Annotated in this window: 23 protein-coding genes; 10 read left to right on the top strand and 13 right to left on the bottom strand. The window is 63.9% G+C overall.

The window, feature by feature from the left end:
• Positions 1-613 precede the first annotated feature (613 nt).
• A complete protein-coding gene (locus AN401_RS00385) occupies positions 614-2,056 on the top strand; it encodes a YfcC family protein (RefSeq protein WP_094041051.1) in 1,443 nt (480 codons plus the stop codon).
• A 142-nt stretch (positions 2,057-2,198) separates the two neighbouring features.
• On the top strand, positions 2,199-3,164 hold the full coding sequence (zntB, locus tag AN401_RS00380; RefSeq protein ID WP_094041047.1) for a zinc transporter ZntB: 966 nt from the start codon (positions 2,199-2,201) through the stop codon (positions 3,162-3,164).
• On the opposite strand, the gene AN401_RS00375 is transcribed toward zntB, so the two are convergent.
• The 6 genes from AN401_RS00375 to AN401_RS00350 all read right to left on the bottom strand — a co-directional run bounded on the left by AN401_RS00375 (position 3,165) and on the right by AN401_RS00350 (position 8,662).
• The gene (locus AN401_RS00375; RefSeq protein WP_096778253.1) at positions 3,165-3,659 is read right to left on the bottom strand and encodes a hypothetical protein; all 495 of its coding nucleotides are present in this window, start codon (positions 3,657-3,659) and stop codon (positions 3,165-3,167) included.
• A 132-nt stretch (positions 3,660-3,791) separates the two neighbouring features.
• Positions 3,792-3,926, bottom strand: coding sequence for an entericidin A/B family lipoprotein (locus AN401_RS00370; protein ID WP_094041049.1), 135 nt, complete (start codon positions 3,924-3,926; stop codon positions 3,792-3,794).
• A gap of 65 nt (positions 3,927-3,991) precedes the next feature.
• On the bottom strand, positions 3,992-5,380 hold the full coding sequence (locus AN401_RS00365; RefSeq protein ID WP_096778252.1) for an ABC transporter ATP-binding protein: 1,389 nt from the start codon (positions 5,378-5,380) through the stop codon (positions 3,992-3,994).
• Complete coding sequence (locus tag AN401_RS00360; RefSeq protein ID WP_096778251.1) at positions 5,377-6,213, bottom strand: ABC transporter permease; 837 nt, start codon at positions 6,211-6,213, stop codon at positions 5,377-5,379. Before AN401_RS00360 ends, AN401_RS00365 begins: the two co-directional genes overlap by 4 nt.
• Positions 6,210-7,145, bottom strand: coding sequence for an ABC transporter permease (locus AN401_RS00355; protein ID WP_096778250.1), 936 nt, complete (start codon positions 7,143-7,145; stop codon positions 6,210-6,212). The genes AN401_RS00360 and AN401_RS00355 overlap by 4 nt, the downstream gene beginning before the upstream one ends.
• Positions 7,142-8,662 (bottom strand): ABC transporter substrate-binding protein, encoded by a 1,521-nt coding sequence (locus tag AN401_RS00350; RefSeq protein ID WP_096778249.1) that lies wholly within the window; start codon positions 8,660-8,662, stop codon positions 7,142-7,144. The genes AN401_RS00355 and AN401_RS00350 overlap by 4 nt, the downstream gene beginning before the upstream one ends.
• Before the next feature lie 165 nt (positions 8,663-8,827).
• On the opposite strand from AN401_RS00350, the gene AN401_RS00345 reads away from it, so the two are divergent.
• Positions 8,828-9,367 carry a glutathione peroxidase gene (locus AN401_RS00345; protein ID WP_094041146.1) on the top strand — a complete coding sequence of 180 codons (540 nt, stop codon included), beginning with the start codon at positions 8,828-8,830 and terminating at the stop codon, positions 9,365-9,367.
• A gap of 98 nt (positions 9,368-9,465) precedes the next feature.
• On the opposite strand, the gene AN401_RS00340 is transcribed toward AN401_RS00345, so the two are convergent.
• The 3 genes from AN401_RS00340 to AN401_RS00330 all read right to left on the bottom strand — a co-directional run bounded on the left by AN401_RS00340 (position 9,466) and on the right by AN401_RS00330 (position 14,240).
• On the bottom strand, positions 9,466-10,998 hold the full coding sequence (locus AN401_RS00340; RefSeq protein WP_096778248.1) for a TerC family protein: 1,533 nt from the start codon (positions 10,996-10,998) through the stop codon (positions 9,466-9,468).
• A 299-nt stretch (positions 10,999-11,297) separates the two neighbouring features.
• The gene (locus AN401_RS00335) at positions 11,298-12,839 is read right to left on the bottom strand and encodes an alpha-glucoside-specific PTS transporter subunit IIBC (RefSeq protein WP_094041148.1); all 1,542 of its coding nucleotides are present in this window, start codon (positions 12,837-12,839) and stop codon (positions 11,298-11,300) included.
• A gap of 66 nt (positions 12,840-12,905) precedes the next feature.
• Positions 12,906-14,240 (bottom strand): 6-phospho-alpha-glucosidase, encoded by a 1,335-nt coding sequence (locus tag AN401_RS00330; protein WP_094041149.1) that lies wholly within the window; start codon positions 14,238-14,240, stop codon positions 12,906-12,908.
• A gap of 199 nt (positions 14,241-14,439) precedes the next feature.
• On the opposite strand from AN401_RS00330, the gene AN401_RS00325 reads away from it, so the two are divergent.
• Positions 14,440-15,150, top strand: a complete 711-nt coding sequence (locus tag AN401_RS00325; protein ID WP_094041150.1) for a GntR family transcriptional regulator — start codon at positions 14,440-14,442, stop codon at positions 15,148-15,150.
• Between the two features lie 38 nt (positions 15,151-15,188).
• Here the strand turns inward: AN401_RS00325 and AN401_RS00320 are convergent, their stop codons facing one another.
• Entirely contained in the window at positions 15,189-16,079 is an 891-nt protein-coding gene (locus AN401_RS00320) for a LysR substrate-binding domain-containing protein (RefSeq protein WP_096778247.1), read from the bottom strand.
• A 162-nt stretch (positions 16,080-16,241) separates the two neighbouring features.
• On the opposite strand from AN401_RS00320, the gene putP reads away from it, so the two are divergent.
• The 6 genes from putP (at position 16,242) to AN401_RS00290 (ending at position 22,082) form a co-directional block, all read left to right on the top strand.
• Positions 16,242-17,729 (top strand): sodium/proline symporter PutP, encoded by a 1,488-nt coding sequence (gene putP / locus AN401_RS00315; RefSeq protein ID WP_096780268.1) that lies wholly within the window; start codon positions 16,242-16,244, stop codon positions 17,727-17,729.
• Positions 17,730-17,753: 24 nt separating this feature from the next.
• Positions 17,754-18,620, top strand: a complete 867-nt coding sequence (locus tag AN401_RS00310; RefSeq protein WP_096778246.1) for an urea carboxylase-associated family protein — start codon at positions 17,754-17,756, stop codon at positions 18,618-18,620.
• Between the two features lie 72 nt (positions 18,621-18,692).
• Positions 18,693-19,439 (top strand): 5-oxoprolinase subunit PxpA, encoded by a 747-nt coding sequence (locus AN401_RS00305; protein ID WP_096778245.1) that lies wholly within the window; start codon positions 18,693-18,695, stop codon positions 19,437-19,439.
• Positions 19,436-20,146 carry a 5-oxoprolinase subunit PxpB gene (gene pxpB, locus AN401_RS00300; RefSeq protein WP_096778244.1) on the top strand — a complete coding sequence of 237 codons (711 nt, stop codon included), beginning with the start codon at positions 19,436-19,438 and terminating at the stop codon, positions 20,144-20,146. Before AN401_RS00305 ends, pxpB begins: the two co-directional genes overlap by 4 nt.
• Positions 20,147-20,152: 6 nt before the next feature.
• The gene (locus AN401_RS00295; RefSeq protein ID WP_096778243.1) at positions 20,153-21,082 is read left to right on the top strand and encodes a 5-oxoprolinase subunit C family protein; all 930 of its coding nucleotides are present in this window, start codon (positions 20,153-20,155) and stop codon (positions 21,080-21,082) included.
• A 70-nt stretch (positions 21,083-21,152) separates the two neighbouring features.
• Complete coding sequence (locus tag AN401_RS00290; protein WP_096778242.1) at positions 21,153-22,082, top strand: 5-oxoprolinase subunit C family protein; 930 nt, start codon at positions 21,153-21,155, stop codon at positions 22,080-22,082.
• 208 nt (positions 22,083-22,290) lie between these two features.
• Here the strand turns inward: AN401_RS00290 and AN401_RS00285 are convergent, their stop codons facing one another.
• The 3 genes from AN401_RS00285 to AN401_RS00275 form a co-directional block, all read right to left on the bottom strand.
• Positions 22,291-22,698 (bottom strand): NINE protein, encoded by a 408-nt coding sequence (locus AN401_RS00285; RefSeq protein ID WP_096778241.1) that lies wholly within the window; start codon positions 22,696-22,698, stop codon positions 22,291-22,293.
• Between the two features lie 107 nt (positions 22,699-22,805).
• Positions 22,806-23,924, bottom strand: coding sequence for a 2-iminoacetate synthase ThiH (thiH, locus tag AN401_RS00280; protein ID WP_096778240.1), 1,119 nt, complete (start codon positions 23,922-23,924; stop codon positions 22,806-22,808).
• Positions 23,921-24,691, bottom strand: a complete 771-nt coding sequence (locus AN401_RS00275) for a thiazole synthase (RefSeq protein WP_096778239.1) — start codon at positions 24,689-24,691, stop codon at positions 23,921-23,923. Before AN401_RS00275 ends, thiH begins: the two co-directional genes overlap by 4 nt.
• Position 24,692 lies beyond the last annotated feature (1 nt).

Genomic DNA, 24,692 nt, shown 5'->3' with positions numbered 1-24,692 from the left:
CTAACCGCCTACGGACCAAGGCGCAAAGATCGTAAACAGCCCCTAATGCGGCTACGTCAAGAAAGCAGGGCCGTCCTGGGAACACCCTTTTAACTCCACATAAAAATAAATATACCGATGAGAAATTTAAATTCCAAAATAGATAATAACTTTGAATAAACAGAAAAAGCCACTTAAAGAACACAATAATAAAAATAAACACATACAAAATACATTTAGCAAAAACACATAATGTGGAACATGATTTAATACAATTTAATAAATAAAAGAATCCAAAAATAAAAATACCATTAATATCATCAAGATAATTAAATTTTCATTTAAAAACATATACATAAGAGCACTCCCAGAGCCACCCCGCTGGCCATCCACGCCGACTCCAGCTGCTAACACTCATGGTAAATACATCAATTCCATAAGGTGGAAATAACTTCCAAAAAATGTTGATCCGGTGTTAATAAAGGGTTATTAATAGCCTTGAGGCCAGCCATCAATACAAACCAGCCCCGTTTTATATGCAAAACGGCGCAGGCGACCTTTTTAAAAAACTACGCCGCCCAGCGTAAATGGACTTAACTCAGTTGATGTAATGAAGGGAGAGGTCATGGAGCCCATGTCTAAAGCCAATCAGTTTTCCGCCGACACCGTGGAAAAGAAAAAGAAATCGTTCGAGATGCCGCACATCTACGTCATCCTGTTCGTGTTCAGCGCCATCGCCGCCGTACTCACCTACATAGTGCCGGCCGGCCAGTATGACCGGGTACCCGGCCCCAACGGCCGCACCACCATAGATCCCAACTCCTACCAGGTGATCGAATCCAACCCGGTCGGTCCGGTCGACTTTATGCTGGCCATTCCCAAGGGCCTGATGGACGCCGGCGCCGTGGTGTTCTTCACCTTTATCATCGGCGGCATGTTCATGGTGCTGCGCCGGACCGGCATCATCGAGATCGGGGTCGACAAGCTGACCCGCCGCTTCGCCCACAACAGCATCGTCATCATCCCGGTGCTGATGACCACCTTTGCGGTGATCGCCACCCTGATCGGCACCCAGGAGCTGGCCCTGGTCTATGTGCCGGTGATATTGCCGCTGATGATTGCCCTGCGCTTCGACTCGGTCACCGCCGCCGCCGTGGCCCTGTGCGCCACCACCGCCGGCTTTACCGCCGGGGTGCTCAACCCCATCAACACCGGCCTGGGCCAGCAGCTGGCCGACCTGCCGGTGTATTCCGGCCTGCTGCTGCGGGTGCTGGCCTTTGCCGCCATCCTGCTGGCCGGCATCTTCTACGTTACCCGTTACGCGCTCAAGGTACGCAACAACCCGGCGCTGAGCCTGATGAACGGCGACGCCAAGGAAGAGGACAAGCGCCACCGCTACCAGCATGGCAATGACGAAGGCGTGCTGACCGCCACCCCGCGCCAGAAGTGGGCCGCCTTCGCCACCTTCGCCTTCTTCGCCACCCTGGTGTGGGGCGTGCTGACCCAGGGCTGGTTCATGATGGAAATGGCCGGGCTGTTCGTGATCATGGGCGTGGTGGTCGGCCTGATCGCCGGCCTCAAGACCGAGGAGATCTGCGAGGGCTTCAACGAAGGCTTCCGCGACGTGCTGGTGGGCGCCATGATCTGCGGCATCGCCCGCGCCGTGGCGGTGGTGCTGGAAGAAGGCCAGATCATGGATACCCTGGTATACGGCTTGGGCAACCTGGTGGGCGGTTTCCCGGCCATCTTCTCCGCCATCGGCATGTTCTTCGCCCAACTCGGCTTCAACTTCGTGATCCCCTCGGGCAGCGGCCAGGCGCTGGTGACCATGCCGATCATGGCACCCCTGTCCGACCTGGTGGGCGTGACCCGGCAGACCGCGGTGCTGGCCTACCAGCTGGGCGACGGCCTGGGCAACATCCTCTATCCCACCTCCGGCTACTTTATGGCCACCCTGGCCCTGGCCGGCGTCGCCTGGAACAAGTGGGTCAAGTTCTTCCTGCCCCTGTTCGCCATCTGGATCGCCATCGCCATGGGCTTCCTGATCTTCGCCCAGGTCACCCAGTGGGTGGGCTGAGTTCCAGCGAACGGCACATCGCTTCAAGGGCCTCCCTCGGGAGGCCCTTCGTGTTTGTTTTCCGGGAAACAAGGAAAGCTCCGGCTGAGGCCCTCTATGCTTTGGTGTAAGCTGTTACCCTGGTGACTCGGGGAGGAATGCAATGGAACAGGTGCCGGTTAACAGTATCTATCGCCTGGCGCTGGACGGTGCCGGGGGCATGCGGCCGCTGGCGGCGGGGGCCGGACTGCCGGCGGACGGGCCCGCCTGGGTGCACCTGGACTACGGGGAGCCCGAGTCCGCCCGCTGGCTGAAGCAGAGCCCCTTGCTGGACGAGGTCGCCCGCGAGGCACTGCTGGGCCAGAGCAGCAGACCCAAGCTGGTGCGCCAGGGCGACAACCTGCTGCTGATCCTGCGCGGCATCAACCACAACCGGGGCCACAAGCCGGAAGAGATGGTGGCCCTGCGCATCTTCATCACGCCTTCGCTCATCATCAGCAGCCGGCGCCGGCCGCTGCTGTCGGAGCAGGACGTATTCGCCCAGCTCGAGCGCCGCTGCGGCCCGGCCAACCCGGGTGACTGGCTGGTGGAAATGAGCGACGCCCTCACCGACCGGGCCGGCGAGTTCGTGGAGGAGCTGCACGACCAGATCCTGGAACTGGAAGAGGCGGTGCTGGAACGCAAGCTGCCGGGCAACGGCCGGCTGGGGCGCATCCGCAAGCAATTGATCCTGATCCGCCGCTACCTCTCGCCCCAGCGGGATCTGGTGGCCCGGCTGGCCAACGAAAAGATCGGCTGGCTGGACGAGGACGATCGCCGCCGGCTGCAGGACATCGCCGACCGGCTGCGCCGCTGGCTGGACGATCTGGACGCGGGCGTGGCCCGCACCGCCGTGCTGGCCGACGAGATCAACAACCTGATGACCGAGGCCACCAACCGCCGCGCCTACCAGATCTCGGTGATGGCGCTGCTGTTCCTGCCCGCCACCTTTCTCACCGGCCTGTTCGGCATCAACCTGGGCGGCATGCCGGGCGCCGATCACCCCCTCGCCTTCTGGATTTTCTGCCTGATCATACTGGCGCTGGGGGTGGCGCTGGGAGCCTGGCTCAAGCTGCGCCGCTGGTGGTAGCTACAGGCCGAACACCAGCAGCAGGCCGAACAGGGCCAGCAGCCAGGCGCTGATGGCCAGTTCGTCGCAGGCATGGTTGAAAAAGCGGCGCTTGAGGGCGATGGCCTGATCCAGCTTCCGGCCCAGTTGCCGGTATTCGGTTTGCAGCCGTTCCAGGCTGGCCGGGTCGTCGCCGTGCAGCAGGGCGTCCAGCTCGGCCTCCAGCGGCGGGGCGGGCGCCTGCTCCGGCGGGCGAAAACTCAGCAGGGCGTGGCCCCAGCCGCAGGCCAGGGTAAAAAAGGCCAGCAGGCACAGCGCCAGGGCTATCCAGCCCAGGGGCCCGGCCGGGTGGAACAGCAGGGTGGCGTTGAAGGCGGTGAGCAGGCCCTGGGCCACCAGCAGCAGGCTGAACAGGGTCAGCAAGCGGCCACCCCCGCCTTCCAGCCGGCGCAGCTCCCGCCCCTGTTCGGCCAGGTGTGCGCCGAGATGGCCGATGGTCGCCTGGCTTGCGTTCATGGCTCCTCCCCTGGCGTTGTCATAATCCACCTGCCCTGAGGATAGTGAAGAATAAGCCCGTTCGGATCTCGGACGGCGGCAGGCAACGAAAAAGGGCCGGCGCACATGCTGCCGGCCCCTGGCCCGGGGTGTTTAGTAAGTGGAGCGCTGGATCGCTTCGCCGCCCGCCTCTACGTCTTGCCCAACGCCACGCATGGTGTTGCAGCCGCCGAGCAGCGACAGGGTAAGCAGCGAAAGCAGAACCAGGGCCGGGGTACGCTTTTTCATGGGGTTTCTCCTTGCCCGGGAAAAGGGACTCCCTTGAAGTCTAGCAGTCCCTCCCCGTTTGAGGGTTACCCCAGCGTCAGCACCCGATCCGCCACCTTGTTCACCAGTGCCGCCTCGTGGCTCACCAGCAGCAGGGCGCAGCCCCGCTCCCGGGCCAGATCGGTGAGCAGCCGGATGGTCTGCTGCTGGGTCACCAGATCCAGCCGCGAGGTGGGTTCGTCGGCGAACAGCAGCACCGGCTCCAGCAGCAGGATGCGCAAAATCGCCAGCCGCTGCAGTTCGCCGCCGGATACCTCCCGGGGCGAGCGCGCCAGCAGGTCGGGCGAGAGCCCCAGCCGGGGCAGCAGCCGTTCCACCTCGGCCCAGTCTTTGCGGTGCAGCTTTACCACGTCCTGCAGGCTCTGGCCCAGGCTGCACCCGGGCGCAAAGGCGGCGGGCGGATCCTGGTAGAGCTTCTGGTAGCGGGTGCGGGCCAGCGCGGGGTCGCGCCACACGGCGCCGGCGTCCGGCTCCAGCACGCCTAAGCAGATGCTGCCCAGGGTGCTCTTGCCGCAGCCGCTGGGGCCCACCACCCCCATCACCTCGCCGGCGCGCAGCTCGAAGGAGATGTCCCGGAACAGGGCGCGGCCGCCCCGCTCCTTGGCCAGCCCGTCCACCTTCAGCACGGTGGCGCCGGCGTTCAGGGGCGCCAGTGCCGGCCAGGCGGCGGGCTCGGCGGCCAGCAGGGCCCGGCCGTAGTCGCTGGCGGGCGCCTTCAGCACCTGCTCCACCGGGCCGGACTCCAGCACCTCGCCGCCCCGCACTATCATCACCTCGCCGCCCAGCTGGCGGGCCACGGCGATGTCGTGGGTAATGGTCAGCAGGCCGCCGCCCGCCTCCGCCACCTGCCGCAGCAGGCCGGTCACCTGGTCGCGGCTGCCCGCGTCCAGGCCCTTGGTGGGTTCGTCGGCAATGACGATCTCGGCGCCGCCGGTGCTGGCGGCGGCAAAGGCCAGCCGCTGCATCATGCCGCCCGAGAGCTGGCCCGGCAGCCGGTGCAGGGCGTGCCCCAGGCCGAGCCGGGTCAGATCCTGTTCGGCCTGGCGGCGGGCCTGGGCCCAATCGGCGCCGGCCACGTAGCGGTAGCCTTCGGCCACCTGCTCCACCGCCCGCATGGTCGGGTCCAGCGCCAGCCAGGGCTCCTGGGGCAGCATGGCGAGTTGGCGGCCCCACAGCCGCCGCCGGGCGGCGGCGGGCAGGTGGGTCAGCTCTTCGCCCCGCAGCCAGATCCGGCCCCGGGCCTGCAGCCCCGCCGGCAGGTTGCCCATAATGGCCTGGGCGATCAGGCTCTTGCCGGAGCCGGTTTCCCCCAGCAGGGTCAACGGCCGGCCGGCACCGAGGGTGAACGACAGCGGCCGCACTATGGCATCTGCCGCCGCCACCGCCAGTTGTTCCACTTTCAGCAGTTCGGTCATGGCTTGCGGCCTCCTGCCAGCAGGTTGAGCGCCAGCACCAGCAGGAACACCGCCGCTATGGGTTGCAGCAGCACCCAGGGCGCCTCGTGGTAATAGGGCAGCAGCTCGGTCATCATCAGCCCCAGCTCGGCGGTGGGCGGGCGCAGCCCCACGCTGACAAAGCCCAGGGCGGCGATGGCCAGGATGGCGGTGGCGGCGCCGAAGGCGCCCAGGGTCAGCACCACCGGCGCCAGGGCCGGCCACAGGTGGCGGCGCAGTATGTAGCCGGGGCCGAAGCCGAGCAGGTGCGAGGCCTCGATTTGCGGCGAGGCCATCAGGGTGCGGGTGGTCAGGCGCACCACCCGGAAGTACTCGATCCACAGCACCAGGGCGATACCCACGTACAGGGTCCAGAAGTTGCCCGGCGCTATGGCCACCAGCAGCAGCACCAGCAGCAGGCCGGGCAGGGCCAGCAGGGTGTCGGCCAGCACGCCCAGGGTCCGGTCCACCCAGCCGCCGCGCCAGCCGGCCAGCACGCCCAGCAGCACGCCGGGCACGGCGGCGGTCAGCACCCCGAGCAGGGAAAGGCCGAGGGAAAGCTGCACCGCCGAGCTCATGCGGGCCAGCATGCTGCGGCCCAGGTGATCGGTGCCCAGGGGTTCGGCCAGGCTGGGCGCAGCCAGGATCTGGCTGTAGTTCTGCCGGGCCGGTTCCAGCTCGGTCACCAGCGGCAGGCCGAGGCCGAACAGGGCCAGCGCCAGCAGCAGGGCGGCGCCCAGGCGCTGGCGGGGGCTCAACCAGCGGCGGCCGGCGGCGGGAGTCGCCGGGGCAGCCAGGGTCGCGGTTTGGGTCATGCTTCCCTCCTTCTCGGGTCGATACGGTGGCACAGCAGATCCACCAGGGCGTTGAGCAGCACGAACATCAGCCCCAGCACCAGGGCGGTGCCCTGGATCATGGGGACGTCCCGCGCCACTATGGCGTGCACCAGGGCATGGCCGATGCCGGGCCAGGCGAACAGGGTTTCCACCACCACCACGCCTTCGATCAGGTACACCAGCTGCATGGCCTGGTGGGCCAGCACCGGCACCGCCACGTTGCGCAGGCCGTGGCGGCTGAACACCCGACCCTCGCCCAGGCCCTTGGTACGGCCAAAGGCGTAATAGGCGGAGTTGGCGACCCCCTGCATGGCGTTGCGGCTCACCCGGCAGGCCACGGCGGCCAGGCCCAGGGCCAGGGTCAGCGCCGGCAGCAGGGTGTGGGCCGCGGTGCCGTGGCCGGCGGCGGGCAGCCAGCCCAGCTGCACCGCCAGCAGCATCACCAGCAGGATGCCGATCACGAACTGGGGCAAGGCCCGCAGCACCGTGGCCAGCAGCAGGGTCAGCCGGTCGAGCCGGCCGCCGGGCCGGAGCCCGGCCAGAATGCCGAGCGGCGGGCCCAGCAGCAGCGACAGCCCCACGGCGGCGGCGGCCAGCTTGAAGGAGTGGCCCAGTTGGTGGCGCAGCTCGTCCACCACCGCCTCGCCGCTCACCAGGGAATGGCCCAGATCCAGCCGCAGCAGATCCCACAGCCAGTGGCCCAGGGCCTGCCAGGCGGGCAGGTCCAGGCCCAGCTCGGCGCGCACCGCGGCGGCGGCCGCCGCGTTCACATAGTCGTAGCCATAGCGGCCGGCGGCGATGCGAAAGGCCATGTCCCCGGGCAGGGCATGGGTGAGGATAAAGGTCAGCACCCCCACCATCAGCGCCACCAGGGCGGCCTGCATCAGCCGGTAGCTCAACACCGGTATCACTGGGCCCACCTCATCTCGCTCACCCTGTAGTTACGCTCGAAGGGATCGATGCTGAAGCCCTCGACCTTGCTGGAGACGGCGGCGGTTTGCTGATACCAGGCCACCGGGATCACCGGCAGTTGCTGGTGCAGTATGCCGGCGGCTTCCCGTCGCAGGCTGGCCAGGGTCTCGCCGTCGGTGTGTGCCAGCAGTTGCTGCAAAATCTCGCCCAGGCGCGGGGACTGCCAGTTCATGGCGCCCCAGTCGCCGCCTTCGGGACCATAGTCCTGCAGCAGGGTGCCGAGGGGATCCGGCACCAGCGCGAAGTTGCGCGCCATCAGGCCCAGTTGCAGGCTGCCGTCCCGGTGGCCGGCGGGGATTTCGCTGGAGTTGGTGACGTTGACCGTCAGCTCCACGCCCAATTCCCGCAGCTGATCCTGCATGGCGGTGGCCAGCAGCGGCAGCTCGGGCCGGTCGGCAAAGGTGGTCAGCGTCAGCTTGAAGGGTTCGCCGTTGCGGCTGAGCATGCCCTTGCCGTCCGCCTGCCAGCCCAGGCCGGCCAGCAAGGCCCTGGCCTGCTCCAGATTCCGCTCGGCGCCGGCCACCTCGCTCAGGTGCCAGTCGGTCAAAGACGGCGGAAACAGCTGGCTGGCCGCCGCCTCGGGGGTACGCAGCAGGGCCACGGCCATGCCGGTGCGATCCAGCGCCAGGCTCAGGGCCCGCCGGGCCTCGGGCTCGGCCAGGAAGGGGTGGCCGGCGTTCACTTTAAGGGTCACGGTGCGGGGAATGGGCTCGGAATGCACGCTGAGCCGGTTGTTGCGCTGCAGCCGGGCCTGGCTGGCCGGATCCAGGGTGAAGACGATGTCGGCGTCGCCGCTTTCCGCCATCAGCGCCCGGGTCTCGCCCCGGCCGGCGGCCAGGTAACTGATCTGTTCGATGGCGGGCGCCTCGCCCCAGTAGTCGTTGAAGGCGACGGCGGTCAGCTTTTGCGGCATCTGCAGCTGCTCGATACGGTAGGGGCCGGTGCCGATCACCTGGGTGGCCTCGCCGGTCTCGTTGTAGGAGGCGGGCGCCAGTATCTGGGCGGAGCTGTGGGCCAGCAACGCCGGCAAGGGCGCGAAGGGGCTGTTCAGGCGGATCTGCAGCTCATCGCCCTCGGCGGTAATGGCCGCTATCGGCGCCTCGGTCAGCATGCCGGGCTTGGCCAGGGCCAGTTGCAGCGCCTTGGCCGCCACCTCGGCGGTAAGCGGGCTGCCGTCGTGGAAGCGCACACCCGGCCGCAGGGCGAAACGCCAGCTCAGCTGGTCGTCGGAAACCGTCCAGCTCTCGGCCAGGCTGGGCTGGGGATGGCCCTGGTTGTCCACCTCCACCAGGGTTTCACCGATCTGCAGCCGGGTATAGACATAGCCGGCCTTGGAAGGATCGGTACTGCCGACTTCCCAGGGCGCGACGATGTCGAGCACCCCTTCAGTGGCATGGGTGGAGGCGGCAACGGCCAGCAGGCCGGCGCCGAGCAGGGAAGATCGCAGTGGCATCATGGGGGCTACCTGAACAGTGGATACGAATGAGAATAACTATTTTAGTTATAATATAACATCACAATTCATCCCCATCGTCACCCCGCTGCAAGCATTTTTTATCCGCCAGGGTCTTTGTGGCTGTAACCTTAAACCATGCCCATGGACCATCAGGGAGTGATCGAGATGAAAAAACTGTTCAGCGGCCTGTGTGGCCTGCTGCTGTGCCAGACGGCAACCGCGGCCCAGCCGGACACCGGCGCCCTGTTTGAACACCGGCTACCCCGGCTGCACTCGAACGAGACGGTGGACATGCGCCAGTTCGCCGGCCAGCCGCTGCTGGTGGTGAACACCGCCAGCTTCTGCGGCTTTACCGGCCAGTTCGAGGGGCTGGAGGCGCTGCACCAGCGTTACCGGGACCAGGGGCTGAAGGTGGTGGGCTTTCCCTCCCACGACTTCCGCCAGGAAGCCGACGACCAGGCCAAGACGGCGGAAGTCTGCTACGTGAACTTCGGGGTGACCTTCGACATGGTCGCGCCCATCAAGGTGCGAGGCGACGACGCCCACCCCATCTTCAAGGAGATCGCCCGCCAGAGCGGCAAGGCGCCGCGCTGGAACTTCTACAAATACGTGATCGATCGGGAAGGCCGGGTCACGGCGGTGTTTTCCAGCCTGACCAAGCCAGAGGACGAAAAACTGAAAACCGCCATAGAGGCGGTATTGTAGCCATCCCCGCGATATTGATGGTCACCCCCGCGCAGGCACCCTACCCCGTCTCCCCCGCGAAGGCGGGGGTCCAGGGCAGGTTACGACACCGCCCTTGCTCAGGCGGTAAGGGGAGTAATGCGTACCTGGGCGATGCGGAAGTCTTCCACTTCCGTCACCTCGAAGCGCAGATCCTCGCGCTCGAACACCGCGCCCGGCTCCGGCAACTGGCCGCTCCAGGCCAGCAGCATCCCCGCCAGGGTAGCGTAGTCGTTGTCCGGGTCCACCAGTCCCTTGCGCGCCAGCACCTGCTCCAGGTAGTGCAGATCGGTGCTGCCCTTCACCAGCCAGCCGTCTTCCTGGGCCAGCACTTCCGGGATCTCGTCCTCATCCAGGAACTCGCCGACGATGGCCTCCAGCAGATCGTGAGGCGTCACCAGCCCCTGCACGGTGCCGAACTCGTCGTTCACCAGCACCAGGTTGCCGCGTGCCTCGCGCAGTATGCTGAGCAGGCGGATCACGCTGATGCTGTCCGGCACTATGATGGGATCCTGGTTCTGGGCCAGCTCGGCCAGGGCTTTGCCCTCCTTGAGGCCCGCCACCAGCTCCTTGGAGCGTACCACCCCCAACAGGTTGTCCAACTCCCCCTCGCAGACGGGGAACTGACTGTGGGACGAGGCCATCAGCTCTTCCAGCACCAGCTCGGGATCGTCGGTCACGTCCAGCCAGACGATGTCGGCCCGGGGCGTCATCACGGTGCGGATGGAGCGCTCGGCCAGCGACAGTACCCCGCTGATCATGTGCCGCTCTTCCTCGGCAAAACCCTGCTCCCGGGCCTGCGGCTGGGCCTCAATTGATTCCTCCTCCACCCTCTTGCCGCCCCCCATCAGATTGAAGATGGCCTGGGTGGTGCGCTCGCGCAGGGGCAGACGCGCCTCGGCCTTCTGTGAGTTGCGCTTGGCCAGCTGATTAAGAAACTCGATAAGGATCGAGAAACCGATGGCGGCGTACAGATAGCCCTTGGGAATATGCAGCCCGAAACCTTCGGCCACCAGGCTGAAGCCGATCATCAGCAGGAAGCTCAGGCACAGCACCACCACGGTAGGATGGGCGTTGACGAACTCGGTGAGCGGTTTGGACGCCACCAGCATCACCACCATGGCCAGCACCACGGCGATCATCATCACCGCCAGGTTGTCCACCATGCCCACGGCGGTAATGATGGAGTCGAGCGAAAACACCGCGTCCAGCACCAGGATCTGGGCGATAACCACCCCGAAGCCCGCGTAGGCCACGCTGGTGCCGGCCTCGTGCAGCTTGCCTTCCAGCCGCTCGTGCAGCTCCATGGTCGCCTTGAACAGCAGGAAGAAGCCGCCGGCCATCAGGATCAGATCCCGCCCGGAGAAACTCAGTTCACCCAGGGTAAGCAACGGCCTGGTCAGGGTAACCAGCCAGGACACCAGGCTCAGCAGGCCAAGGCGCATGATCAGCGCCAGCGACAGGCCGATAATACGGGCCTTGTCGCGCTGGTGGGGCGGCAGCTTCTTGACCAGGATGGCGATAAACACCAGGTTGTCGATACCCAGCACGATTTCCAGGATCACCAGCGTCAGCAGGCCTGCCCAAATAGACGGATCCATCAGGAATTCCATGATTTACCTCTTGATACGTGTCGATAGGTGCAGATCAGCGAATGGCGCAAGCCAGGCCGGCAAGCTGAGTATAGCCGGGGCAGCGGACAAATCCGGATGGGGCGGCGGACGCCGGAAACGGCAAAAAGAAGGAAAGAACAGAGCAGTTAAGGGTAAGTTGCAAGCAACTTCGCGAGCAATCCATATAGTTACCGGTTTTTGACCGGGCCTCTCGGTTAAAATGAACTCATATCATATCGCCGTCGCCGCTCTTGGCAAGAGGGAAAGGGGCACAGATAGCCCTGTGCCCCTTTCCTGCTCTATTTGCAGAGCAGTTGCATTTCTTCCCGTACCTGGGGTACGGACAGCCCCACTATGATCTGGAAGTTGTTGCCACTGCGTACCACATTCACCGCCCCGGACGCCTGAAAGAAAGCGGTTTCCTTCACCCGGGCCGGATCCTTGACCTTGATACGCAAACGCGTAGCGCAGTTGGTCAGGCTGTCGATATTGTCGCTGCCGCCCAGTCCGTCTAGGAAGGCGGCTGCCATGGTGCCATCCAGGCTTTCTCCGGACTTGAGCTTCTTGAAATCCTCCTTGGTATAGAGCTTGGCACTCCCCTCACCCCGGCCTGGGGTCAGCAGGTTGAACTTCAGGATCAGGGCCCGGAACAGCACGAAGTAGATACCGGTAAAGCACAGGCCCAGCCCTATCTGCAGCAGATAGGTGGCGGCGTGGTTGCCGAACAGCGGTAACCAGTTCTGGAACACGAAGTCGATGAGTCCGGTCTGGAAGTTGCCCGATACCCCCAGCAGGTAGGCCAGGGTTGCCATGGTGGCCGACAGTATGGCATGCAGGGCAAACAGCACAGGCGCGATAAAGAGGAAGGTAAACTCTATGGGCTCGGTAATGCCGGTGAGCACGGCGGTAATGGTGGCAGAAAGCACCAGGCCCAGCACCATCTTCTTGTTTTGTGCGCTGGCCGTGGCATAGAGAGCCAGGGCGATGCCCATGGAGCCGAACACCTTGCCCATGCCGGTGAGCATCAGGCCGCCCTGGGGAAACAGGGTGGTCAGGGGTTCACTGCTTGCCGCATAGTCGGGAATGTGCTGGATCCAGTGATTAACGGTACCGCCGTCCACCGCGACCGGGCCGTAGAATACGGGACCGTAGATGAAGTGATGCAGGCCGGTCGGGATCAGGATGCGCTCCAGGAAGGTGAACAGCCAGACACCGGCGGCTCCGGACGATAACATCACCCCCTGCAGCCCCTGGATACCGGCCTGGATGGTAGGCCAGACGAAGACGGTGACGACTGCCAGGGCACACATTAGCGGGAAGCTGATGATCACCACCAGCGGGGTACCGCGGAACACGCCCAGCCAGTCCGGCAGCACCGCATCGAAGTAGCGGTTATGCAGCCACACCGTGATGGAAGCCACCACTATGGAGCCCAGCAGCGAGGTGTCCAGGGTCAGTACACCACCGACGTCGACCAGCCCCAGTTCACCGGCCTGGTAGTTGATGCCGAGCTGCTCACCCCAGGCTTCGAGAATACCACCCACGAAATAGTTGAAGGTAAAGTAGGCCACGAAGGTAGCCAGCACCGCCCGCCCCGATGCCTTCTTGGCCAGGGCGATGGGCAGGCCGAGGGCAAACAGCAGCGCCATGTTCTTGAACACCACCAGGGAGGCGTTCAGAAACAGGGTCACCACCTTGTGATAGGCGGAGCCTTCCACCGCGAACGGAAACAAATCCGGGTTCAGCAGCATCACCGTCAGCCCCAGCAGCATCCCTGCCACCGGAAACAGCAGCACCGGCACGAACATGGCAGCGCCAAAACGCTGGATCTTGTCTTTCATCAGAATTTCCCTCTCTTAATTCTCTCATGCTGGTTTTCTGAGGCCCCCGTCCGGGGGCCGGGAGGATTAACGGCCGCCAAAAAACTGGGGCAGATAGTCCCGGTTGGCATGGAGCAGTTCGTCCACTATGGCCCTCGCCTTTGGTGCATCCACCACGGTACGGTTAAGGGTCAGCGCTTCTACCAGCTGTTGCTTAGACCCCGAATACCAGGCATCGACGGTGAGCTTTTCATAGGCCAGTTGGCTTTCCATCATCGCCTTGTAGAACTGGCCGATCTTGCCGACCGCGAAGGGCTTGGGTCCGTCATTGGTGATCCTGGCGTGCACTTCCACCATCACATCGTCCTGAATGTTGCTGATGATGCCGTTGTTCTCGACGATCACGATAAAGGTATCACCCCTGTTGTAGGCCAGAGAGGCCGCCACCCGCACCATGTAACGGCCGTGGATATCGGCTTCCAGTTCCTCATGCCGGGTGGTGCCCGCCGCGATGATGCGCTGGCACAGGCTGGCCACCCGCTTTTCCCGGCCGTTGATCACCTGGTTGGCCCGGGTATTGGTGATGTCTTCCTTGGCTGCCATGTCGGAGGGGTAGAGGTAATACTGAAGGTAGGTGTTGGGCAGATACTCGGGAAAGTCGGTGAGCATGCGGCGGATGTTCTTGAAGGTCTTCTGCCAGGAAGGATCATTGGCAATTTCAGGATCCGTCGGCGCTATGCCCTGCTCCAGGATACGTTCCTTGATGACCCGGGTCAGATCCTCACCCTGCTTGTTCCGGACCGCGGTAAACCAGCCGTAGTGGTTCAAGCCAAAGTATTCCGGCACCAGATCCCAGATTTCACAACCGAGCAGGGAGGCATAGCTGACCATGATGGCCGCCGGCATATCGCAGATATTGAGGATGCGCCTGTCCCGCGGAAATTCGCGACGCAACGCCTCGGCGACGATGGCCGCCGGATTGGTGTAGTTGAGGATCCAGGCATCGGGGCTGTACTCGCGGATCTCCCTGATCAGATTGATCATGTCACCGATCGAACGCAGTCCGTAGGCCATCCCGCCGGCACCACAGGTTTCCTGCCCGACGCAGCCATGGGCCAGCGGGATCTGCTCGTCCTGCTTGCGCATGGCCAGACCACCGGTACGTATCTGGATGAAGAAAAAATCGGTGTTGGCGAAGGCTTCGGCCTTGTCCGTGGTGTAAACGAACTCCTCCACCTCCGGGTAGTGCTCGCGCAACAGGATCTCGGTGGCCTTGGCATTCAACGCCTGGCGCTCGGCATCCTGATCGAAAAACACTATGCGCTTGAGGGGCAGGTTTTCCTTCTCGGCGATCAGGCTCATGATCATGCCAATGGTGTAGGTGCTGCCGCCACCGACGATGGTCAGGTTCTGCTTTTTCATGCTGGTCTCTCCGGGTAGTGATAAAATTTGTATTAAATTAGTATCACACAAGGAACCAATTCAATACAAAAACCACTAAATCGTGATTAAAATCACAGCAAACCCCGAAATTGGACTCTTATTAGTATTAATACCTTTGCATTGAGCCGCCGCAGCCGGCGTGGTCTAATGACGTTATGGCACTCCCAGAAGCAGAACCATGGTCCAGAACCCCTTGTATCGACAGGTCGCAGACAAAATCCGCGAGCAAATCCGCAGTGGCGGGCTCAAGCCCGGCGATGCCCTGCCCACCGAAGTGAAACTGCAACAGCAGTTCGGTGTCAGCCGGGTCACTATCCGCCAGGCGATCAAACTGCTGGTGGAACAGGACGAGCTATACAGCGTGCAGGGTAGCGGCACCTATGTGCGGGAGCAGCGCATCAAGCATGATATCTACCAGTTGCGCGGTTTTAGCGAGGAAATGAGCAGCACCGACCGTCAGGCCAGCACCGAGGTGCTGGACTTTGCGGTGATGTTGCCACCTCCCAGGGTAGCCAGTGCGCTGGGGCTGACGGAGCAGGAACGGGTGGTTTACGCCAAGCGGCTGAGGCTGCTGGACGGCAAACCCCTTATCGTGGAGGAGACCTGGCTGCCGCTGGCGATGTTCCCGGATTTGAGCTTCGAGGTCATGCGACGCTCCAAATACCAGTACATCGAACAGGAGAAGGGGCTGAAAATCGATCGCAGCGAGCAGGAAATTGCCCCGGTCCTGCCCTCCCCCGATATCTGCCGGCTGCTGGGGTGCTCCGCCTCCGATCCCATACTGGAAATCAGCTCACGGGGTTTTCTCAGCACTGGAGAAATGTTTGAATTCAGCGTGCACCACTTCCTCACCCGGGAGTACAAGTTCAGTCTGGTGGCCAAGCGCTGAGCCCAGCGGCCCGGTCATCGGCTGGATTGACGGCGCTCTCAGCACATGTCCTTGTCCGCCGCTATGACATTACCCAGCCAGTTGCAAAATGCCAGGACGGAGGATGAAGGCTTGGGGTGGTGAAACAGCCAATAGGCACGCTCTTCATTGACTGGAACATCGAATAGTTGCTTCAGTGTGCCTTGCTTCAATTCGGTATCAATCAGCCGCACCGGACAAAGCGCCACGCCCTGCCCTGTGATGGCTGCAGCACTGAGCAGATTGAAATCCTCATAAACGGCTCCCTCGCTCAACACTCCCGGGATGATCCCTTGGCTCCGGAACCATTCTTGCCAGGGCAGGATAGAGTGATCATGTAACAGTTCCATCTTCAGCAGATCTACAGGCTCTCGAACCAAGCCCACTCGATCCAGATAGATAGGGCTGGCAACCGGGTAAGTCGCTCCGGAAAACAGCTTTTCACTGCAGGAGTTATCGGGAGGAGCGCCATCCAACCAGGAAATCAGCACGTCCGCATCGGTTCCGATCGGAGAGTAAAGATAGTCGGAATACTGAATGCTGATGGAAATATCAGGATGGCGTAGACGGAAATCCTTCAAGTGGGGGATCAGCCAACGCACAGCCACCGACGGCAGGCAGCAGATGCACAAGCGCCGTCCGGAAGTATCCGCAAGAATCCCGTCTACCGCCGCATCCAGCCGTTGGAATCCTTCCTTCAGTCCCTCGGCAAGACGCTTTCCTTCTGCCGTGGGCTCAATGCCACGACCGCGGCGAACCACCAAAGACAGTCCCATGGAGTCTTCCAGGCGCTTCAATTGATGGCTCACCGCTGACTGAGTAATGCACAGTTCCTGGGAGGCAGCCCTGAGGCTACCCGTACGAATGATGGCTTCAAAGGCTTTCAATGCCGATAAGGTTGGGCGCGACATGACACTTGATATAAATTCACATTAACACTTAATTTATATCACTTTTTGATAATTTAAAACATATATAACCTTTCTCTCCTCAGGTTACCTGTCTGCTCAACGCCCTATTGCTATAGCCGGTAACCACAACCTAATCATGGAACACGATTGAACGAGGTACTTATGGATACTGCCGTGTTGGTCTCCTTCGGGCTCTACCTGCTTATGATGCTGGGTATCGGCCTGTACTTTTATAGAGCTACCAAAAACCTGTCGGATTACATCCTTGGCGGCCGGAACCTGCCTCCGAGTGTGGCGGCACTGAGCGCCGGAGCCTCCGATCTCAGCGGTTGGGCCCTGATGGGGTTACCCGGCGCCATCTTTTCCCAAGGCCTGGGCCAAGCCTGGATAGCCATCTGGACCATCACCGGTATTTATCTCAACTGGACCCTTATTGCTGAACGGTTGCGGGTCTTTACCGAAGCTGCCGGAAATGCCCTGACCCTGCCCGACTATCTTGAAAGCCGGTTTGAAGACAAGGGCCGGATATTGCGTACCCTCTCCTCGGTGGTCATGCTGGTGTTCTTCACCTTCTATGTATCCGCCGGATTGGTGGGTGGAGCCGTGCTTTTTGAGGGACTGTTCGAGATAGACTACAAAACAGCCCTGTGGGTGGGAGCCTTGATCATCGTCTCCTATACCTTCCTCGGAGGCTTTCTCGCGGCTTCCTGGACCGATTTGGTCCAGGGCATCATGATGGCCCTGGCGTTGCTGGCAGTTGCCGTGACAACCTGGCTTAACTTGCCAGCTGAAAATTCTACCCTGGTCGAAGGCATCCCCTCCATGAGCGGCTTCTGGGATGGCATTACTCTGGTAGGCATGATTTCCCTCGCTGGCTGGGCCATCGGCTACTGCGGTCAGCCCCATGTGGTGGTACGTTTCATGGCGGTACGTCGCCGTGAAGACATCCGCGCCTCTCGTCGTATTGCCATGGGCTGGTCTATCGTCACCCTGGGCTCGGCAGTGGCGGTGGGGATATTTGGCTTCCACTGGTTTGGTGGCGAACTGGCAAACAGCGAACGGGTCTTTCTGGATCTGTCCCACATCATGCTCAATCCCTGGGTTGCCGGTTTTGTACTGGCAGGTGTATTAGCCGCCATTATGAGCACCATCGACTCCCAACTGCTGGTCTGTTCCGGCGCCATTTCCGAAGATATTTACCGGGGGTTGCTGCGTCCTCAAGCCAGCCAGCAGGAGCTGGTTTGGATTGGCCGACTGAGTGTAGCCGCCGTCGCCCTGCTCGCCGGCGTTATGGCCATGGATCGTGACAGCAGCATTCTGGAACTGGTGGCCTATGCCTGGGGTGGTTTTGGTGCAGCCTTCGGTCCGGTGATTCTGCTTTCCCTGTTCTGGCGCGGAATGACCCGCAACGGGGCCATCGCCGGCCTGCTCACCGGAGCCCTGGTGGTGGCGCTGTGGAAACCACTCAGTGGCGGCCCGGCCGGCATCTTTGACATATTCGAAGTCGTTCCCGGATTTTTCGCCTCCTTCCTGGCCATAGTGCTGATCAGCCGGCTGGGTACCAGTACCCGCGAGCAGGCACGCTTCGACTCCCTAATGCTCGCCATGCACAAGGCCCCCCCTTCAACAACCCTGGCCACAGCCAAGTAATAATGACACAGAGGTATAATCAACATGGCTAAAGTACCTGCTGCCTATCAGGCAACCAAAGGCTCCATACTGGATGTAAACAAGGAATTCTACGATAGTCTGACCGCGACACGCTCCGAACGCCGCCTTGTGGCAACGCTGACCGTGCCCATGCGGGATGGACTGGCCTGGGTGGTACCAGCCGGACATGTATTTCGCATCAAGGTGATAGAAGGTCCCCAGGTTGGCGATTTCAATATGTGGAATCTTCACAATCCAAGAGAACGGATGTGGGCTTCCCGCACTCGCCAGTTGCAGGCGGCCCACGTCAGCACCTATGACAGGTTGTGGTCCACACTTCCCTACCTCAGACCAATGGCCACCATTATCGAGGATACCCTGGCCGGATATGGGGTCGATGAAGACGGCGGGAGAGTCCATGATCTGCTGGGTACCCGTTGTGACCCTTATGTGAACCGCCTGCTCACCGGCGAGGATTTTGACTTCCACTGCCACTCCAACCTGGTGCGGGCGGTGCAACCCTATGGCCTGACCGAGTTTGATGTGCATGACGTGCTGAATATCTTCCAATGCACCGGCCTCAACGACGATGATCAGTACTTTATGAAAGCGTGCCCGGCCAAGAAAGGGGACTACCTGGAATTCTTTGCCGAGATCGACTTGCTGTGCGCCATGTCCTGCTGCCCCGGCGGCGACCTGTCCATCGATCTGTGGGGGCCCGAGGCACGCGATCCGCTGGAAACCTGCAACCCCCTCGGCGTGGAGATCTACGAGGTTGATCACCAACTGCTGCAAGGCTGGTCCTCACCTCAACCGGCTCCCTACAAGGGTAACCACGGCCTGCGCCTGCAACCGGTGGACTGGCCGGAACTGAAGAAACGCTGTTGCTGAGGATGAGTGCCCGGACTCCCCGAGCACAGGTAAGATAGAACTGTGTTAATAATCTCAGAAGGAACCGACATCATGCCCAAACTGCTGTTGAACGCCGACATGGGGGAAAGCTTCGGCCCCTGGGTGATGGGCTGCGACCGGGAGGTGATGCCCTTCGTGGACCTGGCCAACGTGGCCTGCGGCTTTCACGCCTCCGATCCGGACACCATGCGCCGCACCGTGCGCCTGGCGCTGGACCACGGGGTGAAAGTGGGCGCCCACCCGGCCTACCCGGATCTGGTGGGCTTCGGCCGCCGCTCCCTGGCCTGCTCCCCCGCCGAAATCGAGAACCTGGTGCTCTACCAGTTGGGGGCGCTGGACGCCCTGTGCCGGGCCGAAGGCGGCCGGGTCACTTACGTCAAGCCCCACGGCGCCCTCTACAACGACATGATGCAGGACCCGGCCCGGCTGGAGGCGGTGATCAAGGCGGTGGCCGCCTATGACCCCACCCTGCCGCTGATGGTGATGGCCACCCGGGATCCGCAGCCGGCCCGCACCCTGGCCACCCGACACGGCGTCACCCTCTGGTTCGAGGCCTTCGCCGATCGCGCCTACGACGCCCAGGGCTACTTGGTCTCGCGCCGGCTGCCCGGCGCCGTGCACCACGACCCCGCCGTCATCGTCGAGCAGGCCCGCCGCATCGCCCTGGGCCAGGCGCTCACCGCCAGCGATGGCAGCCCGCTTATGCTGGCGGCCGACACCCTGTGCGTGCACGGCGACAATCCCGAGTCCATCGCGGCGGTCAAGGCCATCCGCCAGGCCCTGGACCAACTGGCATGAGCACCCTGCCCCGGCTGGAAAACGCCGGCATGGACGCCTGGCTGGTGCGGCTGTTCGACAGCATCGACGAGCGCAACATGGGCTGGATCACCGCCCTGGTGCGCGGCTGCGAACAGGCGTTTGGCGACGACCTGGTGGATCTGGTGCCCTCCTACACCACTGTGCTGGTGCAGTACGATCCCTTGCGCCTCGGCGACGACCAGGCGCGGCAAAAACTGCAGGCCCTGTTGGCCGGGCTGACCCCGGACCGGGACCATGCCGACGCCCCGCTCAAGGAACTGCCGGTGTGGTACCACCCCAGCGTGGGCCCGGACATGGCCCGGCTGGAACGGCATACCGGCCTCGCCGCCGAGCGACTGATCCGGCTGCACAGCGAGCACGAGTACCGGGTATTCGCCCTGGGCTTTGCCCCCGGCTTCGCCTTTATGGGCAGCCTGCCCGCCGAACTGGAGCTGCCCCGGCTCGACACGCCGCGCCAGCGGGTGCCGGCGGGCAGCGTGGCCATCGCCGGCCGCCAGACCTCCGCCTACCCGCGCCCCTCCCCCGGCGGCTGGAACCTGCTCGGGCGCACCAGCGCCACCCTGTTCGACCCGCGCAGCAAAGACCTAAGCCTGCTACGGGTGGGCGATCGGGTGCGTTTCGTGCCGGTCGACAAGGCCGCCTTCGAGCGCCTCGGCGGCGATACCTCTCCCATGGCAACAAGGTAGTTCACAATGGCACAAGGATATCTCACCATTAGCCGCCCCGGCCCGCTCAGCACCCTGCAGGACGCCGGCCGCTACGGCGTGCGCCGCCTCGGCGTCACCCAGGGCGGCCCCGCCGATTTGCACGCCTGGGCCTGGGCCAACTGGCTGCTGGGCAACCCCTGGGGCGCTACGGCGCTGGAAATCACCCTGGGCGGGCTGGAGCTCAAGGCCGGGCAGGACTGCCGGCTGGCCCTGGCCGGCCCGGACATGCAGGCCACCCTGGACGGCCAGCCCCTCGCGCCCTGGCGGGCCTTCACCCTCAAGGCCGGCCAGGTGCTGAGCCTCGGCATGTGCCGCCAGGGCATGCGCGCCTACCTGGCGGTGGCCGGCGGCTTTGTCGCCGAACCGGTGCTGGGCAGCCGCGCCTGCGTGGTGCGCGACGGTCTGGGTGGCCACCAGGGCGACGGCAGCAAGCTGGCGGCCAACGACCGGCTGGCGTTCGGCGACCAAAACACTCCCGTCCCGCCCCGTACCCTGCCGCTCGCGACCCAGCCCGACTACGCCGCCCCCGTGGTGCTGGAGCTGATCCCCGGCGCCCAGATCGCCGCCTTCACCGGCCAGAGCCTGTTCCAGGCCTTCAACCGGCCCTGGCAAGTGGACAGCCGGGCGGATCGCATGGGCATCCGCCTGAAGGGGCCCGCCCTGCACTGCCGGCTGGACGCCATGGTGTCGGAGGGCATCAACCTAGGGGCGGTGCAGGTGCCGCCGGACGGCCAGCCCATAGTGCTGCTCAACGACCGCCAGACCATCGGCGGCTACCCCCGCCTCGGCACCCTGACACCCCTGGCCTGCTCCCGCCTGGCCCAGTGCCCGCCGGGCACCGAGGTCAAGCTGCGGGCGGTAAGCCAGGAACGCGCCCTGCGGGACTACTGCCGCTTCAGGGCCGGGTTTGCCTGAGGGTAGGCATTCGGTTCGGATTTCCTTATTCTGGCGGAAGCACCATATTCGCATCCGACAGGTCACCCCTATGTCATCAGGATACCTCACCATCAGCCGCCCCGGCCCGCTCAGCACCCTGCAGGACGCCGGCCGCTACGGCGTGCGCCGCCTCGGCGTCACCCAGGGTGGCCCCGCCGATCTGCACGCCTGGGCCTGGGCCAACTGGCTGCTGGGCAACCCCTGGGGCAGCACGGCGCTGGAAATCACCCTGGGCGGGCTGGAACTCAAGGCCGGGAGGGACTGCCGGCTGGCCCTGGCCGGCCCGGACATGCAGGCCACCCTGGACGGCCGGCCCCTCGCGCCCTGGCAGGCCTTCACCCTCAAGGCCGGCCAGGTGCTGAGCCTCGGCATGTGCCGCCAGGGCATGCGCGCCTACCTGGCGGTGGCCGGCGGCTTTGTCGCCGAGCCGGTGCTGGGCAGCCGCGCCTGCGTGGTGCGCGACGGCCTGGGCGGCCACCAGGGCGACGGCAGCACGCTGGCGGCCGGCGACCGGCTGGCCTTTGTGCCGAATGAAACCGCCATACCGGCGCGGCGCCTGCCCGACGACGCCCTGCCCGACTATGAGGAAACGCCCCGGCTGGCGCTGATCCCCGGCGCCCAGTTCCGCTTTTTCGATGATGCCAGCCTGCTCAACGCCTTCGGCCGGCCCTGGCGGGTGGACAACCGCTCGGATCGCATGGGCATCCGCCTGCAGGGGCCGGCGCTGCACTGCTCCATCGCCTCGATGATCTCCGAGGGCATCAACCTGGGCGCGGTGCAGGTGCCGCCGGACGGCCAGCCCATAGTGCTGCTCAACGACCGCCAGACCATCGGCGGCTATCCCCGCCTCGGCACCCTGACGCCCCTGGCCTGCTCCCGCCTGGCCCAGTGCCGGCCGGGCCAGCAGATCTGGCTGTACAGCACTGCCACCGACGCCGCCCAACGGGAATACCGGCAATTCAGGGCGCGGTTCGAGTAAGAAGAAAAGCCCTGCGCCATGCCGGCAGGGAGGAGGACTTCAAGCAGGGCCTGGCCGAGCTGCAACGCCACCATGGTAAACGCCCGGCCTGGATCACGCGGCTCAGGCAGGCCGGGTTGCTGGATTAAGCCGTCGCCCGCCAGCCGAGTTCAGCGCCGACAATAAAGTGACCGGTTGGGGCACGGGCGGACCGCCCGCGACCCAGGCGTCAGCCGAACCGGCGCGACTCCCGGTTGACCTCGTCCACCTGGCTGTTCAGGGTCCAGTAGTCGTAGAGGTAGCCGAGCAGGAAGAGGCCGCCGGTGAAAAACCAGAGGATGGCGGTGATCCACTTGCCCAGATAGAGCCGGTGGGCACCGAAGATGCCGAGGAAGGTCAGCAGTATCCAGCTGACGTTGTAGTCCTTGGGGCCGACCAGGTAGCGGCGCTCGGCGGCGCGGTCCATGGAAGGGATCAGGAACAAGTCCACTATCCAGCCAATAAAGAACAGGCCCAGGGTAAAAAAGTAGATGGTGCCGCTGATGGGGCGGCCGTAGTAGAAGCGGTGCGCGCCCATAAAGCCGAAAATCCACAGGATATAGCCGATCACCTTGCTGTGCGTGTTGTTTGCAATCACCTCTTTCCCCTCGCCCTGTCTTGAAAGGGGGGATTCTACTCCCGGAACGCCCGGGCGGCCATCCGTTAGCACAGAGGGGCGACGACAGGCGTCGCCCCGATGCGCCCTCAGCGGCTGGCGGAGTAGCTGTTGTCCCAGTCCTTCCATACCGGCTGCAGGCCGGCGGCGGCCACCGCCCTGGCCACCTCGGCCGGGGCGCGGTCGTCGTCGATCTCGAACTGCTCCAGCTCGACGCTGGCGTCGGCGTAGCCGCCGGGCTGGGTCTTGGAGCCGGCGCTGATGCTGGTGATGCCGAGCGGGATCACCTTGTCACGGAACTGCTCCGACTCCCGGGTGGACAGGCTGAGCTCCAGCTCCTGGTCGAACAGCCGGTAGGCGCAGATCAGCTGCACCAGCTGGCGGTCGCTCATCACCGACTTGGGCTCCAGGCCGCCGGCGCAGGGCCGCAGGCGCGGGAAGGACACCGAATAGCGGGTCTGCCAGTAGTGCTTCTGCAGGTAGCGCAGGTGCGCCGCCACATAGAAGCTGTCGGCGCGCCAGTCCTCCAGCCCGAACAGGGCGCCCAGGCCGATCTTGTCGATGCCCGCCTGGCCCAGGCGGTCCGGGGTTTCCAGCCGCCAGCGGAAGTCCTTCTTCTTGCCGCGGATATGGTGCTGGTCGTAGGTCAGGTGCTGGTAGGTCTCCTGGTACACCATGACGCTGTCCAGCCCGTACTCCCGCAGTTCGGCGTATTCTTCCCGGGACAGGGGCTGCACCTCCATCATCAGGTAGCTGAAGTGGCGCTTGATGATCGGCAGCACCCGCTTGAAGTAGTCGAGCCCCACCTTGCCCTCGTGCTCGCCGGTCACCAGCAGCACGGTGTCGAAGCCCATGGCCTTGATCGCCAGGCATTCCCGCTCTATCTCTGCCTCCGTCAGGGTGCGCCGCTTGAGCCGGTTGCTCATGGAGAAGCCGCAGTAGGTGCAGTCGTTGGCGCACAGGTTGGACAGGTAGAGCGGGATATAAAAGCCCACCGTATTGCCGAAGCGCTGGCGGGTCAGGCGGTAAGCCTGCTGCGCCATCTGCTCCAGGTAGGGCTCGGCGGCCGGCGAGATCAGCGCCATAAAGTCCTGCAGATCCCGTTTCGGCCGGGCCAGGGCCCGCTCCACGTCCCGCGCCTGTTTGCCGTAGATGCTCAGCTTGATGTCGTCCCAATCCAGGGACGACCAGACCTCGAAGAAGCTCATAACGCCCCCAGGAAGGCGGTGAGCGGGCTGGAGGCCTGGGCCTGGTGGCTCTGGCCGGCCAGCCCCGCTTCAAAGGCCATCCGTCCGGCTTCCACCGCCAGCCGGAAGGCCCGGCCCATGGCCACCGGATCGCCGGCCACGGCGATGGCGGTGTTCACCAGCACCGCATCGGCGCCCAGCTCCATGGCGTAGGCGGCGTGGCTGGGTGCGCCTATGCCGGCATCCACCACCACCGGCACAGTGGACTGCTCGATGATGATCTCGAGGAAGTCCCGGGTCACCAGCCCCTTGTTGGAGCCGATGGGGGCGCCCAGCGGCATCACCGCCGCGCAGCCGGCTTCTTCCAGCCGCTTGCACAGCACCGGGTCGGCGCCGCAGTAGGGCAGCACCACAAAGCCCTCCTGCACCAGCCGCTCGGCGGCGCGCAGGGTTTCGATGGGATCGGGCAGCAGGTATTTGGGGTCCGGGTGGATCTCCAGCTTGAGCCAGTTGGTGCCCAGGGCCTCCCGCGCCAGCCGGGCGGCGAACACCGCCTCGTCGGCGTTTTTGGCGCCCGAGGTGTTGGGCAGCATGTTGACGCCCAGCGCCAGCAGCGGCGGCAGTATGTCGTCGCTGTGGGCCTTGAGGTCCACCCGCTTCAGGGCCATGGTCACCAGCTCGGAGCCGCTGGATTCGAACGCCGCCTTCATGACGGCGCCGTTGGCAAACTTGCCGGTGCCGGTGAACAGGCGGGAAGTAAAGGTCTTGTCGGCGATGGTCAGGCTCATC

The sequence above is a fragment of the Zobellella denitrificans genome (genome assembly GCF_002407485.1).
Classification (GTDB): Bacteria; Pseudomonadota; Gammaproteobacteria; order Enterobacterales; family Aeromonadaceae; genus Oceanimonas; species Oceanimonas denitrificans.
This window is presented reverse-complemented; position numbering and strand designations above follow the sequence as displayed.

What these genes read in the sequence shown, in the direction of transcription:
- AN401_RS00345 (WP_094041146.1), top strand. Translation starts at nt 8,828, where the DNA reads ATGAAAAAACTGTTCAGCGGCCTGTGTGGCCTGCTGCTGTGCCAGACG.
- AN401_RS00305 (WP_096778245.1), top strand. Translation starts at nt 18,693, where the DNA reads ATGCCCAAACTGCTGTTGAACGCCGACATGGGGGAAAGCTTCGGCCCC.
- AN401_RS00335 (WP_094041148.1), bottom strand. Translation starts at nt 12,839, where the DNA reads ATGAAAGACAAGATCCAGCGTTTTGGCGCTGCCATGTTCGTGCCGGTG.
- putP (WP_096780268.1), top strand. Translation starts at nt 16,242, where the DNA reads ATGGATACTGCCGTGTTGGTCTCCTTCGGGCTCTACCTGCTTATGATG.
- AN401_RS00340 (WP_096778248.1), bottom strand. Translation starts at nt 10,998, where the DNA reads ATGGAATTCCTGATGGATCCGTCTATTTGGGCAGGCCTGCTGACGCTG.
- AN401_RS00350 (WP_096778249.1), bottom strand. Translation starts at nt 8,662, where the DNA reads ATGATGCCACTGCGATCTTCCCTGCTCGGCGCCGGCCTGCTGGCCGTT.
- AN401_RS00375 (WP_096778253.1), bottom strand. Translation starts at nt 3,659, where the DNA reads ATGAACGCAAGCCAGGCGACCATCGGCCATCTCGGCGCACACCTGGCC.
- AN401_RS00325 (WP_094041150.1), top strand. Translation starts at nt 14,440, where the DNA reads ATGGTCCAGAACCCCTTGTATCGACAGGTCGCAGACAAAATCCGCGAG.
- AN401_RS00360 (WP_096778251.1), bottom strand. Translation starts at nt 6,213, where the DNA reads ATGACCCAAACCGCGACCCTGGCTGCCCCGGCGACTCCCGCCGCCGGC.
- AN401_RS00295 (WP_096778243.1), top strand. Translation starts at nt 20,153, where the DNA reads ATGGCACAAGGATATCTCACCATTAGCCGCCCCGGCCCGCTCAGCACC.
- AN401_RS00290 (WP_096778242.1), top strand. Translation starts at nt 21,153, where the DNA reads ATGTCATCAGGATACCTCACCATCAGCCGCCCCGGCCCGCTCAGCACC.
- AN401_RS00330 (WP_094041149.1), bottom strand. Translation starts at nt 14,240, where the DNA reads ATGAAAAAGCAGAACCTGACCATCGTCGGTGGCGGCAGCACCTACACC.
- AN401_RS00275 (WP_096778239.1), bottom strand. Translation starts at nt 24,691, where the DNA reads ATGAGCCTGACCATCGCCGACAAGACCTTTACTTCCCGCCTGTTCACC.
- AN401_RS00365 (WP_096778252.1), bottom strand. Translation starts at nt 5,380, where the DNA reads ATGACCGAACTGCTGAAAGTGGAACAACTGGCGGTGGCGGCGGCAGAT.
- AN401_RS00370 (WP_094041049.1), bottom strand. Translation starts at nt 3,926, where the DNA reads ATGAAAAAGCGTACCCCGGCCCTGGTTCTGCTTTCGCTGCTTACCCTG.
- AN401_RS00320 (WP_096778247.1), bottom strand. Translation starts at nt 16,079, where the DNA reads ATGTCGCGCCCAACCTTATCGGCATTGAAAGCCTTTGAAGCCATCATT.
- AN401_RS00385 (WP_094041051.1), top strand. Translation starts at nt 614, where the DNA reads ATGTCTAAAGCCAATCAGTTTTCCGCCGACACCGTGGAAAAGAAAAAG.
- thiH (WP_096778240.1), bottom strand. Translation starts at nt 23,924, where the DNA reads ATGAGCTTCTTCGAGGTCTGGTCGTCCCTGGATTGGGACGACATCAAG.
- pxpB (WP_096778244.1), top strand. Translation starts at nt 19,436, where the DNA reads ATGAGCACCCTGCCCCGGCTGGAAAACGCCGGCATGGACGCCTGGCTG.
- zntB (WP_094041047.1), top strand. Translation starts at nt 2,199, where the DNA reads ATGGAACAGGTGCCGGTTAACAGTATCTATCGCCTGGCGCTGGACGGT.
- AN401_RS00310 (WP_096778246.1), top strand. Translation starts at nt 17,754, where the DNA reads ATGGCTAAAGTACCTGCTGCCTATCAGGCAACCAAAGGCTCCATACTG.